At 44.1% G+C, this 16,930-nt stretch carries 16 protein-coding genes, 1 tRNA gene and 1 other annotated feature; of the genes, 3 read left to right on the forward strand and 14 right to left on the reverse strand.

Going from position 1 to position 16,930, the window contains the following annotated elements:
• Positions 1 to 124: 124 nt before the first annotated feature.
• The 9 genes from tig to ilvB form a co-directional block, all read right to left on the reverse strand.
• A complete protein-coding gene (gene tig, locus C1T29_RS16050) occupies positions 125 to 1,399 on the reverse strand; it encodes a trigger factor (protein ID WP_095432374.1) in 1,275 nt (424 codons plus the stop codon).
• Positions 1,400 to 1,626: 227 nt separating this feature from the next.
• Positions 1,627 to 2,631 carry a DNA damage checkpoint antagonist DdcA gene (gene ddcA / locus C1T29_RS16055; protein WP_095432375.1) on the reverse strand — a complete coding sequence of 335 codons (1,005 nt, stop codon included), beginning with the start codon at positions 2,629 to 2,631 and terminating at the stop codon, positions 1,627 to 1,629.
• A 118-nt stretch (positions 2,632 to 2,749) separates the two neighbouring features.
• A complete protein-coding gene (gene leuD, locus C1T29_RS16060) occupies positions 2,750 to 3,349 on the reverse strand; it encodes a 3-isopropylmalate dehydratase small subunit (RefSeq protein WP_014664869.1) in 600 nt (199 codons plus the stop codon).
• 12 nt (positions 3,350 to 3,361) lie between these two features.
• Positions 3,362 to 4,780 (reverse strand): 3-isopropylmalate dehydratase large subunit, encoded by a 1,419-nt coding sequence (gene leuC / locus C1T29_RS16065; RefSeq protein WP_014664870.1) that lies wholly within the window; start codon positions 4,778 to 4,780, stop codon positions 3,362 to 3,364.
• 49 nt (positions 4,781 to 4,829) lie between these two features.
• Entirely contained in the window at positions 4,830 to 5,927 is a 1,098-nt protein-coding gene (leuB, locus tag C1T29_RS16070; protein ID WP_014664871.1) for a 3-isopropylmalate dehydrogenase, read from the reverse strand.
• A gap of 20 nt (positions 5,928 to 5,947) precedes the next feature.
• The gene (locus C1T29_RS16075) at positions 5,948 to 7,504 is read right to left on the reverse strand and encodes a 2-isopropylmalate synthase (protein ID WP_040082253.1); all 1,557 of its coding nucleotides are present in this window, start codon (positions 7,502 to 7,504) and stop codon (positions 5,948 to 5,950) included.
• Positions 7,491 to 8,519, reverse strand: coding sequence for a ketol-acid reductoisomerase (gene ilvC, locus C1T29_RS16080; protein WP_003222549.1), 1,029 nt, complete (start codon positions 8,517 to 8,519; stop codon positions 7,491 to 7,493). Before ilvC ends, C1T29_RS16075 begins: the two co-directional genes overlap by 14 nt.
• A 23-nt stretch (positions 8,520 to 8,542) precedes the next feature.
• Positions 8,543 to 9,061 (reverse strand): acetolactate synthase small subunit, encoded by a 519-nt coding sequence (gene ilvN / locus C1T29_RS16085; RefSeq protein WP_069150004.1) that lies wholly within the window; start codon positions 9,059 to 9,061, stop codon positions 8,543 to 8,545.
• A complete protein-coding gene (ilvB, locus tag C1T29_RS16090; protein WP_103749934.1) occupies positions 9,058 to 10,782 on the reverse strand; it encodes an acetolactate synthase large subunit in 1,725 nt (574 codons plus the stop codon). Before ilvB ends, ilvN begins: the two co-directional genes overlap by 4 nt.
• Before the next feature lie 121 nt (positions 10,783 to 10,903).
• Positions 10,904 to 11,148: a binding site (T-box leader), on the reverse strand.
• Positions 11,149 to 11,593: 445 nt separating this feature from the next.
• Between ilvB and cotQ the strand changes: the two genes are divergently transcribed.
• The 3 genes from cotQ (at position 11,594) to C1T29_RS16105 (ending at position 13,544) form a co-directional block, all read left to right on the forward strand.
• Positions 11,594 to 11,929: an inner spore coat protein CotQ gene (gene cotQ, locus C1T29_RS16095; protein WP_103749933.1), complete on the forward strand. Its 336-nt coding sequence runs from the start codon at positions 11,594 to 11,596 to the stop codon at positions 11,927 to 11,929.
• A 159-nt stretch (positions 11,930 to 12,088) separates the two neighbouring features.
• Positions 12,089 to 12,550 (forward strand): GNAT family N-acetyltransferase, encoded by a 462-nt coding sequence (locus C1T29_RS16100; RefSeq protein WP_014664879.1) that lies wholly within the window; start codon positions 12,089 to 12,091, stop codon positions 12,548 to 12,550.
• A 169-nt stretch (positions 12,551 to 12,719) separates the two neighbouring features.
• Positions 12,720 to 13,544, forward strand: coding sequence for a YsnF/AvaK domain-containing protein (locus C1T29_RS16105; RefSeq protein ID WP_103749932.1), 825 nt, complete (start codon positions 12,720 to 12,722; stop codon positions 13,542 to 13,544).
• 64 nt (positions 13,545 to 13,608) lie between these two features.
• On the opposite strand, the gene C1T29_RS16110 is transcribed toward C1T29_RS16105, so the two are convergent.
• The 5 genes from C1T29_RS16110 to gerM form a co-directional block, all read right to left on the reverse strand.
• A tRNA-Arg gene (locus tag C1T29_RS16110) sits at positions 13,609 to 13,682 on the reverse strand.
• A gap of 129 nt (positions 13,683 to 13,811) precedes the next feature.
• Positions 13,812 to 14,321 carry a metallophosphoesterase gene (locus tag C1T29_RS16115; protein WP_103749931.1) on the reverse strand — a complete coding sequence of 170 codons (510 nt, stop codon included), beginning with the start codon at positions 14,319 to 14,321 and terminating at the stop codon, positions 13,812 to 13,814.
• Between the two features lie 15 nt (positions 14,322 to 14,336).
• Positions 14,337 to 14,933: an XTP/dITP diphosphatase gene (locus tag C1T29_RS16120; RefSeq protein ID WP_080429044.1), complete on the reverse strand. Its 597-nt coding sequence runs from the start codon at positions 14,931 to 14,933 to the stop codon at positions 14,337 to 14,339.
• A gap of 12 nt (positions 14,934 to 14,945) precedes the next feature.
• Complete coding sequence (gene rph, locus C1T29_RS16125; protein WP_003246039.1) at positions 14,946 to 15,683, reverse strand: ribonuclease PH; 738 nt, start codon at positions 15,681 to 15,683, stop codon at positions 14,946 to 14,948.
• Between the two features lie 110 nt (positions 15,684 to 15,793).
• Positions 15,794 to 16,894 (reverse strand): spore germination protein GerM, encoded by a 1,101-nt coding sequence (gene gerM / locus C1T29_RS16130; protein WP_014664884.1) that lies wholly within the window; start codon positions 16,892 to 16,894, stop codon positions 15,794 to 15,796.
• Positions 16,895 to 16,930: the final 36 nt, after the last annotated feature.

The raw sequence follows: 16,930 nt of genomic DNA on the forward strand, positions 1-16,930 counted from the left end.
TATGACAAAAAACTGCCCTGCATTAACTATCTTGCCCCAAGAAAAAGAGATAACTCATAATTGTACAAAACAAGGCACGAATGATTCGCGCCCTGTTTTATTATTACTATTATTATGCACCATATTAACGGTTTTCTACAAGAAAATCAATTGCTTTGCGAACTTTTAAATCTTCTTTCATCGCGTCAGTAGAACCGATGGCTTGTTTAATATTTTCAACAGGCATGTTGTATGCTTCAGCCATTTTAGTAAGCTCAGCTTCAACTTCCTCATCTGATACTTCAAGGTTTTCCGCTTTCGCAATCGCCTCAAGAGTCAGGTTAGATTTTACGCGTTTTTCAGCATCTTCTTTCATTTGCTCTTTTAACGCAGCTTCATCTTGGCCTGAGAATTGAGTGTAAAGCTCAAGGTTCATGCCTTGCATTTGCAGACGCTGCTCGAATTCTTTCAGCATGCGGTCAAGCTCAGTGTCGACCATTGCTTGCGGCACATCGATTTCAGCATTTTCAGAAGCTTTCAGAACAAGCTCTTCACGCAATTTAGCGTCAGCTTCATTTTCTTTCGCTTCTTCTAAACGTTTCTTAGTTTTTTCAGTTAATTCAGCGAGTGTTTCCACTTCTTCATCGATATCTTTAGCGAATTCATCGTCAAGCTCAGGAAGCTCTTTCGCTTTGATTTCGTGAATTTTCACTTTGAACACAGCTGGTTTGCCTGCAAGATCTTCAGCGTGGTACTCTTCAGGGAATGTCACTTCAACATCCTTCTCAGCACCTGCTTCAAGGCCAACTAATTGATCTTCGAAGCCAGGGATGAATGAACCAGAACCTACTTCTAAAGAGTAGTTTTCAGCTTTTCCGCCTTCGAATGCTTCGCCGTCAACGAATCCTTCGAAATCAAGAACAACTGTGTTTCCTTCTTCAACAGCGCCTTCTTCTTTTACAACAAGCTCAGCTTGACGCTCTTGAAGCGCTTTTAGTTCGTTTTGAACATCTTCGTCAGTTACAGTTGTGTCGTCTTTTTCAACGCCTAAGCCTTTGTAGTCGCCAAGCTTCACTTCAGGTTTTACTGTTACTTTCGCAGTGAAGATTAAGCTTTCGCCTTTTTCGATTTTTTCAACATCGATTTCAGGACGGTCTACAGGCTCGATGCCAGCTTCTTCAACCGCTTTAGGGTATTCTACAGGAAGAAGAATATCCAAAGCATCTTGGTAAAGAGCTTCTACGCCAAAGCGCTGTTCGAATAATCCGCGAGGAATTTTACCTTTACGGAATCCAGGAATTGAAACTTGTTTTACTACTTTTTTAAATGCATCATCAAGTGCTGTTTTAAACGTTTCAGCATCAACTTCAACCGTTAAAACGCCTTCGTTGCCTTCTTGTTTTTCCCATTTTACAGACATGTGTTTCCCTCCAAAAATCTATTCAGGTTGTGTCGGTCTTCCATTCTAAAGCAATCATTCGGCTTCGTCCAACAAAAACAAAGCTGCCAAAGATCAGAATCATTATGTATAGATGTTAATAATGAACTGCAAAGCCTGTCCAACCGTATTTCTTATAACCCGTTATACACAAATACAACCACTATATTATAACATAACACATAGCGCTTTCAACTATATGGCGTGATTTACAAATAAGAAATTTCTTCAATATCTTTTATCATTGTGCAAGCTTCATCGAGTTCTCTGTCGGTAAATTCATACATCATATGAAGTTCTTCTCTTTCAATTTCAATCCCGTGCATCTCGTAGCCGACTTTATGCAGGGCAGCCGCCCAAAGATCAGCCGACAGCAATTTCGGCTGGAACGGATATAAAACGTATAAATGTCTTCTCCACAATTCTTCTACTGCCGCATATAAGGTTGGATTTTCATTTCCAAGTGTCTCATCCAGCACCCTGAGAACACGGTGCAGAATCGGAGCGGCATCAGGCGGGACAATCTCAGACGGTTCAATTGTCAACGACTCGCCAAATTTACTAATGTGCACAGGTTTACTGTACTCATGCTCGGACAACAGCATAACAATCATCGTTTTGATAATCGGGTGGGCTGAGGGGTCTTGAAGGATTGTTTTGAGCAACCCTGTATACTTTGCTACGTTACGGTCTTTTAAGGAATGAATGAGATTCATTTGCTCCTCAGGGCTTGCCAGCACTTTCTCGGTGTCAATTGTATCCTCGTATTCTTCGTCCCAAGCCTCGTCCTCTCGATCCGGATCGGTCATTTTCCGGCTGAAATCAAGCAGCTTGTAAAATTGCTCAGCGCTTTCTGCCGGCAGCTGATTTTCTTCCAAAACGGCTTCAATAGTGCTTTTGACTTCTTCGTATTTTTTGAGCTGAATTAAGATGGTCATGTACACCTGCAAAACCGTAAAATAATGGCCATAACCTTCTTTGAGCATCTTCTCGCACACACTTTTTGCCTCTTCCAGCTCGCCCAGCTCTAAAAAGCAGATAGCCATCCCTAAGTGAAGATCAGACTCAGTATCATCATATTTCATTGCTTCAGAAAACAGCTCAAGCGCTTCTTGATACTTTTTTTCCTTGAGTGATGACATCCCTTTTTCCACGAGGCGGTCTTTCAGATGAGGAAAAGGAATAATTTTTGCGTTTTTCTTGTCATGCGTCATACCTATATTCCTTTCAGGCATTTATTTTGTTCAAGTGTATCAACACCTGTGAACAAACACAAGAAATGAAAGGTTTCACCAGGCAAAAAAAGCCGCCGGACAAAGACCGGCCGCTTCTTCAGGCTTGAAGCCAAGAGCTTCTTTTCGATTCAAATAGCTTGATTTCATCTTCAAGCAGCAGCGTTAATGAAATTTCATCATAGCCGTTGATGAGCATCTCTTTCCAATGCGGATCGACTTCAAATGAAATTTGATTGCCTTCACTGTCATGAATCAGCTGATTTTCAAGGTCAACAGTCATTTGCAATGACTGGTTTTCATACTGGCTGACTAGCTGTTTCCAATTGTCATATGGCATGCGGATCGGAAGCATCCCGTTTTTAAAGCAGTTCTGATGGAAAATATCAGCAAATGACGGCGCAATGATAATTTTAAACCCATAATCATCGAGCGCCCACGGAGCGTGTTCGCGCGATGATCCACAGCCGAAGTTTTCTCCTGCTATTAAAATGGAAGCTCCTTGATAAACAGGCTGGTTTAATTCAAATTCAGGGTTCGGTTCACCATTCGCATCATATCTCCAGTCAAAAAATGCAAAACGCCCGTAGCCTGTTCTTTCAATCCGCTTCAAAAATTGTTTAGGAATAATCTGGTCTGTATCAACATTGATCCGATTTAATACGGCCGCTTTCCCCGTATGTGATTTCAAAGGTTCCATCTCGCGCACTCCTTACACAACTGTTTTTTCCTGATAAAACTTTCTGACATCAACGAAGTGTCCGTGAATGGCAGCCATCGCAGCCATTGCCGGGCTGACGAGATGTGTTCTTGCACCTTTTCCTTGTCTGCCCTCAAAGTTGCGGTTAGAGGTTGACGCACAGCGCTCTCCCTCAGGAACAACATCATTATTCATACTCAAACACATGCTGCAGCCTGACTCTCTCCACTCAAATCCAGCTTCCAAGAAAATCTGGTCAAGCCCTTCTTGTTCAGCCTGAAGCTTCACACTTTGGGATCCTGGCACGACGATGGCTCTAACGCTGTCAGCTACCTTCTTCCCTTTGATCATATCAGCAGCCTGACGAAGGTCAGTCATGCGGGAATTTGTGCAGGAACCGATAAATACGTGCTCCACTTTAATGTCTTCGATTTTCTGATGGGGAGTCAGCCCCATATATTCATAAGCTCTAATCGCTTCTTTTTTGTCATCTTCTGCAGAAAAGCTTTCCGGCGCAGGAACTTCAGAATCAACAGGAAGAACCATTCCCGGGTTAATGCCCCATGTCACCATAGGAGAAATGTCGTTGCCGTCAAGGACGATAGATTTATCGTAAACAGCGCCCGGGTCTGTGCGCAGCGCTTTCCATTCCTCTACAGCCTTGTCAAATTCTTCGCCTTTTGGCGTGTACTTGCGGTTTTTGCAATATTCAAATGTTACCTCGTCAGGTGCAATCAAACCTGCTCTTGCTCCTGCTTCAATTGACATGTTGCAAACGGTCATTCGTTCATCCATCGTCATATTTCTGAATACTTCCCCAGTGTATTCAATGACGTAGCCAGTGCCGAATTTCACACCGTATTTGCCGATGACAGCTAGAATGACATCCTTTGCCGTTACCCCTTTTTGAAGCGTTCCATCTACGCGCACTTCAAGTGTTTTCGGACGCTGCTGCCAAAGAGTCTGTGTGGAAAGGACATGTTCAACTTCACTCGTCCCGATTCCGAATGCAAGAGCGCCGAAAGCGCCATGTGTTGATGTATGACTGTCGCCGCACACGATCGTTTTCCCTGGAAGCGTTAAGCCCAGTTCAGGGCCGACGACATGGACAATCCCTTGATCCACACTGTGAAGATCGGCAAGGCGCACGCCAAATTCTTCACAGTTTCTTTCAAGCGCCGTTACTTGGCGTTTCGCAACTTCATCCTTTATCTCAAAACGATTGACGGTCGGGATGTTATGGTCCATTGTCGCAAATGTGTTTTGGGGTCTTCTGACCTTTCTTCCCTTTTGTCTCAAACCTTCAAATGCCTGAGGTGACGTCACCTCATGAATGAGATGCAAATCAATATAGAGAAGATCGGGTTTTCCCTCACCATGTTTTACAATATGCTGATCCCAAATCTTTTCGATGATTGTTCGAGGCATCATCTTTATTTCCTCCCTCTACCTATGAACTAAGACCGCTTATCGTAAGCTGTCACACATTAGAAATTGTATTTTCACTCATGATTGCTGCCTTAACTTCCTCCGTAATGGCCTGAGTGCTGCTGAACTCTTCACCCCGTGCCAAGTCTCTTGTTCTTTTTCCGGAAGCCAAGACTTTGTTTACCGCATCTTCTACAGCTTTCGCTTCCTCTTCAAGCCCGAAAGATGTTCTCAAAAGCATTGCCGCTGACAATATGGCCGCGAATGGATTTGCCATCCCTTTGCCGGCAATATCAGGCGCGGAGCCATGAACAGGCTCAAACAGATGAAGACCTGAGCTTGATAGGCTGGCTGACGGGAGCATTCCGAGTGAGCCTGTAAGCATCGACGCTTCATCGCTTAAAATGTCACCAAACATATTTTCAGTCACCACGACATCAAATTGATTCGGTGCATAAATCAGCTGCATGGCTGCATTATCCACAAGCATGTGCTCCAGCTTTACATCAGGAAAATCTTTTGCAACGTCCTCAGCCACTTCACGCCACAGTCTGCTTGATTCTAGAACGTTTGCTTTATCAACAGAGGTTACTTTTCCTTTTCTGGCTGCTGCCATTTTAAAGCCCTCTCTGATCACGCGTTCAATTTCCGTCCGCTTATAAAACAGGGTGTCTACTGCTTCCTGCTCTCCTTCAGTGTTTACATAGCGTTTGCTCGGCTGGCCGAAATACAAGCCGCCTGTCAGCTCTCGGACGATAACAAAATCAACATGATCGATGTATTCTTTTTTCAAAGGCGAAGCGTCAGAAAGGCTTTCAAACACCTTCACTGGCCGTAAATTCGCAAACAAATCAAGCTGTTTTCTGATGCTGAGCAGCCCTTTTTCCGGTCTCAGCTCCGAAGGGTTTTGATCCCATTTCGGTCCGCCGACAGCGCCAAGCAATATTGCGTCTGCATTTTTACAAGCGGCAACGGTTTCCTCTGGGAGGGGGTTGTTATGTTTGTCAATCGCCGCCCCTCCAATCAGGCCATATTCAAATTCAAATTCATGGTTAAAGCGTTCGGCAACACTTTTCAGTACGTCTGTCGCTGATTCTAATACTTCAGGGCCGATCCCGTCTCCGGGCAATAGAGCAATACGTTTCTTCAAATTAACCGTTCTCCTTTCTTTTATGATCCGACAGCTGTGTGGTTTTTCAGTCCGCTCATATTCGACTCGAAAACCAATTGACGGTTTACTGCGTTCAAATAGGCTTTCGCTGATGCTTCTAATACGTCTTGCGCTATGCCCCGCCCTGCTGATTCTTTTCCGTTCACCAAAACTCTTACATACACCTGGGCAAATGCATCTTCGCCTTTTCTGTTAGACTGAATGCGGTAGTCTAAGAGCTCCACGTCTTTATCGATGCAGCGCTCAAGCGTGTTGTAGATTGCTTCCACACTTCCGGCCCCAGTTGCAGCTTCCTGAATAAGCTCTGCGTTTTCTTGATTTTTCAAAGAAAGAGTAGCCGTAGGGACCTGACTAGTTCCGTAATGTACTTGCAGAGAAAGAAATTCATACCCAATCTTGCGATCTGTTACTTTTTCTTCTAAAATAAGAGAAACAAGATCCTCATCAGTGATTTCTTTTTTCTTCTCAGTCAACTCTTTAAACATCGTAAAGAATTTATTAATCTCTTCACTGTCAAATTGGAATCCTAAAGCAGTCAACCGGTCTTTAAATGCGTGGCGTCCAGAATGTTTACCTAGGACAAGCGCATCTGCGGTTACACCGACAAGCTCCGGCGAAATAATTTCATAAGTTGATTTCTCTTTTAAAAAGCCGTCCTGATGGATGCCTGATTCATGAGCAAATGCATTATCGCCCACAACTGCTTTATTGCGCGGGACAGCCATGCCGGTCAGCTTGCTTACTAAATCGCTTGTTCTCTTAATCTCGTTCAATGTAATTCCTGTTTCAACTTGGTAGAAATCTTTTCTGATATGAAGGGCAACGGCAATTTCCTCTAATGCCGCGTTTCCGGCTCTTTCACCGATCCCGTTCACAGCGCATTCAATTTGATCAGCGCCATTTTCAATCGCAGCAAGAGAGTTAGCAACTGCCATTCCCAAATCATCATGACAATGAGCTGAAAGCTTTGCTTTGTGAATGTTCGGAACGTTTTCCTTCATATATTTAAAGATATTTCCGTATTCCGCTGGAGCCAGGTAGCCGACAGTGTCTGGAAGATTGATAACACTGGCGCCTGCGTCAATCACTTTCTCGACGATTTCTGCCAGAAACGGCAGCTCAGTGCGGCAGGCATCTTCAGCTGACCACTGCACAACCGGAAAACGTTCTTTTGCGTATGTCACCATTTCAACTGCTCTTTCAATGACTTGCTCACGTGTCATTTTCAGCTTGTGTTTCAAATGAATGTCCGATGTGGCGATAAAAACATGAATTCTCGGGTAAGCACCATCCTTCAACGCTTCCCAAGCAGCATCAATATCACCTTTTACACAACGGGCCAGACCAGTCACTGAACAATTTTTAATGGTTCTAGCGATTTCCTGAACAGCTAAAAAGTCACCTCGGGACGAAGCGGGAAATCCCGCTTCAATGATATCTGCCCCGAGTCTTTCGAGCTGCTTAGCTATGGCAAGTTTCTCCTGTGTATTCAAGTTCACTCCAGGGGACTGTTCACCATCACGAAGCGTCGTATCGAAAAAATTAATTTTGCGCAACGGAGACCACCGCTTCCTTTTTCTTGCCTTGTTTCACAAACGGCATCATTTCACGAAGCTTTCTTCCCACTACTTCGATTTGATGCTCGTTCTCGCTCGCATTGATAGCATTGAAACGAGGACGGTTTACTTGGTTTTCGACGATCCATTCTTTTGCGAATGTACCGTTTTGGATATCTTTTAATACTTCTTTCATCGATTCTTTTACTTTAGCATCCACAACGCGAGGTCCTGATACGAAATCTCCCCACTGTGCTGTGTCAGAAATTGAATATCTCATTCCTGCAAGTCCTTCTTCGTACATAAGGTCTACGATTAATTTCAGCTCATGAAGACACTCGAAGTATGCAAGTTCAGGCTGATAACCTGCTTCAGTTAATGTTTCAAATCCTGCTTTGACAAGCGCGCTTAATCCGCCGCAAAGAACCGCCTGCTCACCGAACAAATCTGTTTCTGTTTCTTCCTTAAATGTCGTTTCTAATACGCCCGCTCTTGCGCCGCCGATTCCTTTTGCATATGCGAGGGCTTTGTCTCTAGCTTCTCCTGTCACATCTTGATAGATTGCGAACAATGCAGGTACGCCGGCTCCTTGCTCATATGTTCTTCTGACCAAGTGTCCCGGACCTTTAGGCGCTACCAAGAATACATCTACATCCGCCGGAGGAACAATTTGATGGAAATGCACGTTAAATCCGTGAGCAAATACTAATGATTTTCCTGCTGTCAATTCATCTTTGATTTCAGCTTCGTATACTTTTTGCTGCTGTTCATCAGGAAGCAGAACCATGATGATTTCAGCTTGGGCTGCCGCTTCTTTTACTGAAAATACTTTATGTCCGTCTTCTTGGGCCTGCGTGAAAGATTTTCCTTGTCTAACACCGACGATCACGTCTACTCCGCTTTCTTTAAGGTTCAAGGCATGTGCGTGGCCTTGCGAACCGTATCCGATAACCGCTACTGTTTTGCCTGCCAATACGTTCTCTTTGATATCACCGTTATAATATACTTTTACCATTTCAATCTCTCCCTTGTTATGTTTTATACAATAGATATTGTTTTATTGGATGACGCCTTTTGCTGGGTACCCCTCGCAAAAGCCGTTGTACCTGTTCTCGCGATTTCTTTAATGCCATAAGGTTTCAACAATTCAATAAGCGCTTCAACTTTGTTAGATTCGCCTGTCACCTGAACAACGATGCTGTCTCTGCTGACATCGACGACAGAGGCTCTGAACGGTTCTATGATTCCATTAATCTCTGTTCTCGTTGAAGGTGCGGAGACGACCTTGATTAAGGCCAGCTCCCTCTGGACAATCGATTGATTTGTGATGTCTGTGACTTTCAGCACATCAATCTGTTTGTTGAGCTGTTTTGTTAACTGTTCAACATCATTTTCACCTTCAACGTGAACGACAAAGGTGATTCTGGAAACGCCTGCTGTTTCTGTGTGTCCGACTGTAATGCTTTCAATGTTGTAATGCCTTTTTGTAAATAGACCGGTGATCCGGTTTAACACGCCTGAGCGGTTCACCACAGTCAATGTGATAATTCTTTTCAAGGTTTCACCCCCACCATTTCATGCAGCCCTTTTCCCGGAGCCACCATCGGGAATACTTTTTCTTCGCTGGCAACCCGCACATCAATGACAACAGGTTCTCTAGACGTTAATGCCTCTTCCAGCTTTTCCTTCGCTTCCGCTTCTGATGAAATTCTGATGCCTTTAATGCCGTATGCTTCGGACAATTTGACGAAGTCAGGCTGAGAAGCGAATTTAGATTCTGAATAGCGTTCTTCATAGAAAATTTCCTGCCACTGTCTGACCATTCCGAGACAAGCGTTATTTAAAATCACTACCTTGACCGGAAGATTTAATTCGCGAATGACATCGAGTTCTTGAAGCGTCATTTGGAAACCGCCGTCTCCGACAACCGCGACGACAGTGGCATCTTTATCAGCCAGCTGTGCACCGATCGCCGCCGGAAGGCCGAATCCCATCGTTCCAAGTCCGCCTGACGTAACCCATTTATCTGCTTTTTGGAACGGATAAAATTGCGCTGACCACATTTGATGCTGGCCTACATCCGTGGCGACAATGGCTTCTCCTTTTGTAAATTGATGAATATATTCAATCAATTTCTGAGGTTTAAAACCCTCTTCTTCATTATCTTCATACCAGAGCGGATACTCTTCTTTCCATTCGGCGAGCTGTTTTTTCCATTCGCTTGAATCACTTGGTTTGCCATCTTGTTTGATCAGCTCCTGCAGGACAATTTTGCTGTCTCCGACTACAGGAATCTGTGTTTTCATGATTTTTCCGATTTCAGCTGGATCAATATCGATGTGGGCAATCTTTGCGTTTCTGGCAAAGTGTTTCAGGTTTCCTGTGACACGGTCATCAAAACGGGCGCCGATGCTGATTAACAGATCACAATCATGAAGAGCCATATTGGCTGTATACGTGCCGTGCATTCCCGCCATCCCCAAGAAAAGCGGATGGTCAGCCGGGAAGCCTCCAAGCCCCAAAAGGGTGTGCGCCACAGGGATTTGCTGCTGTTCGACATAATTTTTTAATTCTTCTGACGCTTTTCCGTGCAGTACGCCCGCACCCGCCAGGATCACCGGTTTCTTCGCACTGCTCACGGCTTCTACTAGCTTGCGGATCTGCAAGTAATTCGGCTCTGTTGTCGGCTGGTATCCCGGGAGATTCATCTCATGATCGTAGCTGAATTCTCCTTCAATTGTTGCTACATCTTTCGGAATATCAATCAATACAGGTCCGGGTCTTCCAGTTGTTGCAATATGGAACGCTTCTTTAATGATTCGCGGCAGATCTTCCGGCTGGCGAACCTGGTAGCTGTGTTTTGTCACCGGCATCGTAATCCCTAGAATGTCTGCTTCCTGAAATGCATCACTCCCGATAACAGAGGTTGCCACCTGCCCTGTAAAGACAACTAACGGCAATGAATCAATCATGGCATCAGCAAGGCCTGTAACAAGGTTTGTCGCTCCCGGTCCTGATGTGGCGATAACGACACCCGGTTTTCCAGTGACTCTTGCGTATCCTTCCGCTGCATGAATCGCGCCTTGTTCGTGACGGGGAAGGATATGTACCAACCCTGAATTGTATAGCTTATCGTAAATCGGAAGCACAGCCCCGCCCGGATAACCGAAAATCATTTCTACTTTCTCTTTTTTTAATGATTCAATCAGCATTAATGCTCCGCTCATCGTCTGTGTACATTTGGCAGATGCTGAATCCACCTGTACATTAGTCCTCATTTTAGTTCCTCCTTTTGGATTTTCATCCTTTAAAGATCATCTTTTCATTAGCTAGATAGCTGATTATTCAATAAAAAAAGCCCTTCCACCCACAATCAGCCGCGCAGTAACTGCGATAGCTAAAAGGGGCGAAAAGGCTTTTCTTTCCGCGGTACCACCCTTGTTTACGGCCTTAGTCGGCCGTCTCATGGATATTTCTATCCGCTTTAGTAACGAGTGAATCAAGTTCACCCGGCCAAGTCCTACTGTCATTTCAGACTGGCACTCTGAGGCGAGTTCACCTTGTAAAGTTTCACCGGTTCTCAGCTAACCCGGTTCTCTGTGGAAAGCTTTATCAAGGCTACTTATCCTCATCTGCGCTTTTCATATTCACCCTTCAGAACGGCTTGCAAGCAGTTCAATGAAGGTCGATTGTTTTCAATTTTTCAGAATCATATTGCGATCATTTTCGCTTGTGAAGCTTGCGTTATCTTTTGTTGAACTCATATTACGCCGCTTTGGACGCAGTGTCAACAGCATTTTTTAAAATTATTAGACAATTTTGATTAATCAATCTATATTGTATACGCTTTCATTATTGGTACAAAAGGAATTGTAAATGTTAAAAGTTTTTATAATTTTTTTATTAATCTATCAAGGATACACCAGAATAATTCAATTTTACATAAACGTGTAAGATTTTATAACACGCTATGATTCGTATCGGAATTGAATCTGACAGATCCTCTTGCAAACCATTTCAATTCGGATAGGCACTCCCCTTGTTCCCTCGGCATACATTAATGGTATCTTGCACAGAAAAGGTGATACGATGAATAAATCATTTGCAGACATGCAAGGATTTCCTGCGGGCTTTCCAAGCTTCCCCAGCTTCCCACAACAGCATTATCCTGCTACCCCTGCCTTTTACCAGCAAAGCCAGCAGCCATTTGGAGGCTACGGATACGGACAGCCGTTCAGCCAGGCATACAGCCCGTTGACCACTCCCTCTACTATGTACTCCTCTTATCCATACACTTCAGATTTTTTCGGGCAGCAATTTTCAGGCACTGGCTTCAGCGGCCATAGCGGCGGGTTCAGTATTCCGGCGACACATGTCGGCGGTTTTAGCGGAACAGCCGGTGTGCATGGAGGCTTTAGATATTAAAGAAGACTGCAAGGGCCGAACAACGATTTCGGCCTCTTTTTTTGCTTTCAAACATCTTTTGCAACTCATATATTGGCTTCAATACTGTCAGGTTTTCTGTCTTTATAGTTGGAAACAGGATGAAATATGATTAAGATCAATGTTTGAGGAGGAATAAAATTGCATATAAAAATAGACGATTTAACTGGACGTCAGGTGGTCTCACTTGTGAATGAGCATTTACATAGCATGACGCTTATGTCCCCGCCAGAAAGCACTCATGCCTTAGGTTTAGAGAAACTAAGAGAGCCTGAAATAACATTTTGGAGCGCATGGGAGGGCGATGAACTAGCCGGCTGCGGAGCGCTAAAAGAACTGGACAGCCGGCATGGAGAAATCAAATCAATGCGAACATCTGCATCACATTTAAGAAAAGGCGTTGCCAAACAAGTTCTCCAGCACATCATTGAAGAAGCCGAGAAGCGAGGTTATGAGCGACTAAGCTTAGAAACGGGTTCAATGGCTTCATTTGAGCCGGCAAGAAAATTGTATGAAAGCTTTGGTTTTCAGTATTGCGAACCGTTTGCAGACTATGTTGAAGATCCGAACAGTGTGTTTATGACAAAGGAGCTGCAACTATGAAGATAGATAAGACAGAGGAAAGTCTGTCTTATCTATCTTTTTTGATATTCACACACATTTCACCCTTTTGATACCCGCCAATGTTTTCAATTTTGTTTAATTCAAAGAGCATCGGGAATTACAAACGACATGAACGATATCATGCAAATTCATAAAGGAGGAGATTGATATGAAAAGCATAGTTGGTGTATTCGAAACTCCGCAGGAAACCATCGCAGCGATTGAAGGCTTACTCACAAAAGGCTATGATTCTGACGACATCTCTGTTGTAACAAGCCGGCGAGATACAGATTATTTGGAGTCACGTACAGGAACAGAGGTCAATCAAGCCATCGATGCACATCAGGGCGAATCTGAATCTTTTTTCGATAAACTGAAAGATTATTTCACAATGGATGATACTGCTGCACACAGCAAAGCATTATCCGATTTGGATATTAAAACGGATGAAATAGACAAGTATCAAGAAGATTTGGATGACGGAAAACTCCTGGTAGCCGTCGATACAGATGCAGATGTAAATGCTCCTCTTGATAACGGCAGTGCCCTTTCAGGCGGCTTTTCAAGCACAAATGAAATGGCGGATTATACAACGAAGGAAGAAAAAACGATGCCGCTCCGGGAAGAACAGCTGAAAGTCGATAAAGAAGACGTTCAAACCGGTGAAGTAGAGATAGGAAAAGAAGTAAAAACAGAAAAAAGAGATATGGATATCCCGGTGAGACATGATGAAATTTATGTGGAACGCCGTCCAGTAGATGAAAATAAAACGGACGCTGCTCCCGTCAACGATTCGGAAGAGATCAGAGTTCCAATCGTTGAGGAAAAGCTGGAAGTGACTAAAAAACCGGTTGTCACTGATGAAGTGGTTGTCGGTAAACGCACTGTTGAAGAAAATGAACATATTTCTGAAACTGTGAAAAAAGAAGAACCTCGTCTGAATAAAGAAGGAAAAGTTGACGGCTTGGATGATGATCCGTTAAATAATAAATAAAAATCATAGACCGACAACAAAAAACCTCAAATCCTAAATGGATTTGAGGTTTTTCTTTTTGGTACGTCCCAGGAGAGATTCGAACTCCCGACCGACGGCTTAGAAGGCCGTTGCTCTATCCAGCTGAGCTACTGGGACACGTTTTGTTTTTTGTTTTTCGCTTTAACTATCAGCGACAAGATTTATTATATATGGGATGCAACAATAAGTCAACGGTTTTTTAGAATTTTTTTCATGAGGAAGAAAATTTTCTTCCTCATGACATTTTCATAGTGTGACTCGGTTTTGCAGATCCTCAATTTCATTGCCTGCTTGGTCGTAAAAACGGACTGTCGCAGCATCATTTTCTAATGTCAGTATAGCATAGCTTTCTGTCCTGCGCACCCTTGGAAGCCGGATGCTGCCTGGGTTAATCATCAGTTTTCCGCGCAGCACTTCGCTTCCCGCGATGTGCGAATGCCCGAAGCAGATAATATCCGCTCCGAGCTCTTCTGCACGATAGTATACGTTTAACAAGGTCTGTTTTATACCGTGAAGGTGGCCGTGTGTGACCAGTATTTTTCTTGAACCGGCAGTTAGAAGAAGCTCGTCCTTAAAATCGCCGATAAAATCGCAATTGCCTTTTACAACCGCATAAGGCTCCAATGCAGGATGCCCTGTTTCAAGCTCAGAGTCTCCGCAATGAATCATAAGGTCAACTTCTGCTTCATGCCGTTTCGCAATGGTCTGGAGTTCTTCTTCAAGCCCATGGCTGTCACTGATAATCAGCACGTTCATGTACAAGCTTCCTCCTTATGCCTCCAAAAGCTTAGACAGCTTTTTAAGCGCGTCAGCCCTATGGCTGATTTTATTTTTTTCATCACTGGTCAGTTCAGCCATTGTCTTATCTTTATCTTTCACGATAAAGATTGGGTCATAGCCAAAGCCATATTCTCCTCTCGGTTCCTCAGCAATATACCCTTCAACATGGCCTTCGACTGTTTTTGTTTCCTCTCCCGGAATACTCACGGCCAATGCGCAGCGGAAACGGGCGGTGCGCTGTTCTTTTTCGATTCCTTTCAGCTCGCTGAGCACTTTATCGATATTTGCCTGGTCGTCTTTCTGTTCCCCTGCATAGCGGGCTGAATAAACCCCGGGTCTGCCGCCAAGATTATCGATGGATAGACCGGAGTCGTCCGCAATCACCATTTTGTTCACTGCTTTGGCAACAGCTTCTGCTTTCAGAATGGCATTCTCTTCAAATGTATGGCCTGTTTCTTCAATTTCTTCTGTGAATCCAATTTCAGCTAACGATTTGACATCATAGCCTTTTGGCTCAAGAATTTCTTTAAATTCCTTCACCTTTCCCGGATTATGTGTCGCAATAATTGCTTCTTTCATGATGATCAAGCCTTTCTATCTTTATTTCAGTTCTGGCAGAGAATCCCCCAGCACTTCTTTTTGCTTGTCAATCAGCTCTTGAATTCCTTTTTCCGCAAGACCGAGAAGACCATTCAGATCCTCCCTTGAAAAAGTCGCCTCTTCGCCGGTTCCCTGCAGTTCCACGAAACGGCCGCTGCCTGTCATGATGACATTCATGTCAACTTCAGCAGAGGAATCTTCTTCATAATTTAAATCTAACAAAATTCCCTGTTCCTTATCAATTCCAACAGAGATCGCAGCGAGAAAATCAGTGATCGGATTTGTCTTGATTGTTCCTGCTTTGATCAGCTTGCCAATGGCAATCGCCATCGCAAGAAATGCACCTGTAATGGAAGCTGTTCTTGTTCCGCCATCAGCCTGAATGACATCACAGTCAATCCAAATCGTCCGTTCACCGAGCTTTTCCAGATCTACAACAGCCCGAAGCGCGCGGCCGATCAGGCGTTGGATCTCCATTGTTCTGCCGGAAATTTTCCCTTTAGAAGATTCTCTAATTGTTCTTTGATTAGTTGCCCGCGGCAGCATGCTGTACTCTGCTGTAATCCAGCCTTTTCCTCCGCCCCGCAAAAACGGCGGTACGCGGTCCTCAACAGACGCGTTGCAGATTACCTTTGTATTTCCCGCTGTTATTAGAACAGAACCTTCCGGATGGCTGATAAAATCCAAATCGAATGTGATTGGACGCAGCTCATCGTGTTGTCTTCCGTCATGTCTCATGTTTTACCTCCGATTGTATGTACATAAACCATTTTTGTCCCGGAATTGAATAAAGAAAGAGGCAGCCGGAACGCTAACCTCTTTCTTTCTAGTATATCAAAAATCCCAATTTAAAAACTACCCGTATTCACTTGAGAAGGTCTGGAGACCGGTTCTGTGAGCTTTTCGCCTTTTTCGTTTACAAGCTCTGATTTTCCATTCACTTTAACAGAGACGCCTTTTACATCCGGCTGTTCCGTTAACGTCAGCACAATGCTGTTCAGCACTTCTGAAGAAATCATTTTCGTCTTCTCATCGGCGCTGCCGAATATAGATTGGTTGAAATCCAACGTCACGCGACCGTCTTTCATTTTCGGTTTGCTGACCAGCTTTACATCTTCATTGAAGTCTGTTAACAGCCCGCTCACCTTGCTTGGGCCTTTAGCCAATTCATTGATGGCTGCTGTAATGTCGTCTTTTTCCGAATTGTCGATTCGTTTCGTCACAGGCACGTAGTACTCACTGTCTTCGTTTTCCGCCAAATAGTAGACTGTCAGCGGGTGGGTAGCAGTGAGATCATTTACACCGGCTGTTTCCAAATTAATGCCGTCTTTGCGGCTTAAATCATCTGAGATCGGCGTACCTCCTACAGGCATCTCCTTCAGTTCATGCCCGTTTATTCTCAGCTTCACTTTATCTATCGAACTGAATTGCGTCAGCGTCCACGTCACAGATTGAACGATTTTCTGTTCGTCCTCTTTTTTATAATTTTTGAACTCATTAGAGAAATCAGCTATCGCGGTTCCATCTTTTTTGATGTCAACGTTAACGGTTGTGTCAGCCGGCAATACTGCTCTGAAGCCATTCGGAAGAATTTCAGACACAGGCCCGCCCTGTACGAGGTATTCAAGCGCCTGCTTAGCCGTGCTCTCACTTTTAGGAAGAGGCAGCGTTTGCGCGACGACATACCCGTTTTTATCAATAAGATATAGCTCCCTCATAACAGCAGATGAGGCTTGATCCGTTTTTGCGGTATCACTCTTTTTATTCTCTGTTTTTTCGGCTGCTGTAGTATTTGACTTAGCCCCCGCTTCATCGTTCACGTATGTAACGTCTTGAGGCGGATCAATTTCCTTGGCTGCCTTATCAGATTGAAACAAACCGCATCCGGATAAAAGCAAGGCAGAGGTGAGACAAGTCGCACCAATGACTGCAGGTCCTTTTTTCAGCATACTTTTCCCTCCTAAGGATGTTTGTACTATTATGTA

The sequence above is a fragment of the Bacillus sp. MBGLi79 genome (assembly GCF_002953915.1).

Coding starts and splice junctions, on each gene's coding strand:
- tig (WP_095432374.1), bottom strand. CDS start 1,399: ATGTCTGTAAAATGGGAAAAACAAGAAGGCAACGAAGGCGTTTTAACG.
- ddcA (WP_095432375.1), bottom strand. CDS start 2,631: ATGACGCATGACAAGAAAAACGCAAAAATTATTCCTTTTCCTCATCTG.
- leuD (WP_014664869.1), bottom strand. CDS start 3,349: ATGGAACCTTTGAAATCACATACGGGGAAAGCGGCCGTATTAAATCGG.
- leuC (WP_014664870.1), bottom strand. CDS start 4,780: ATGATGCCTCGAACAATCATCGAAAAGATTTGGGATCAGCATATTGTA.
- ilvC (WP_003222549.1), bottom strand. CDS start 8,519: ATGGTAAAAGTATATTATAACGGTGATATCAAAGAGAACGTATTGGCA.
- ilvB (WP_103749934.1), bottom strand. CDS start 10,782: ATGAGGACTAATGTACAGGTGGATTCAGCATCTGCCAAATGTACACAG.
- cotQ (WP_103749933.1), top strand. CDS start 11,594: ATGAATAAATCATTTGCAGACATGCAAGGATTTCCTGCGGGCTTTCCA.
- C1T29_RS16105 (WP_103749932.1), top strand. CDS start 12,720: ATGAAAAGCATAGTTGGTGTATTCGAAACTCCGCAGGAAACCATCGCA.
- C1T29_RS16115 (WP_103749931.1), bottom strand. CDS start 14,321: ATGAACGTGCTGATTATCAGTGACAGCCATGGGCTTGAAGAAGAACTC.
- rph (WP_003246039.1), bottom strand. CDS start 15,683: ATGAGACATGACGGAAGACAACACGATGAGCTGCGTCCAATCACATTC.
- gerM (WP_014664884.1), bottom strand. CDS start 16,894: ATGCTGAAAAAAGGACCTGCAGTCATTGGTGCGACTTGTCTCACCTCT.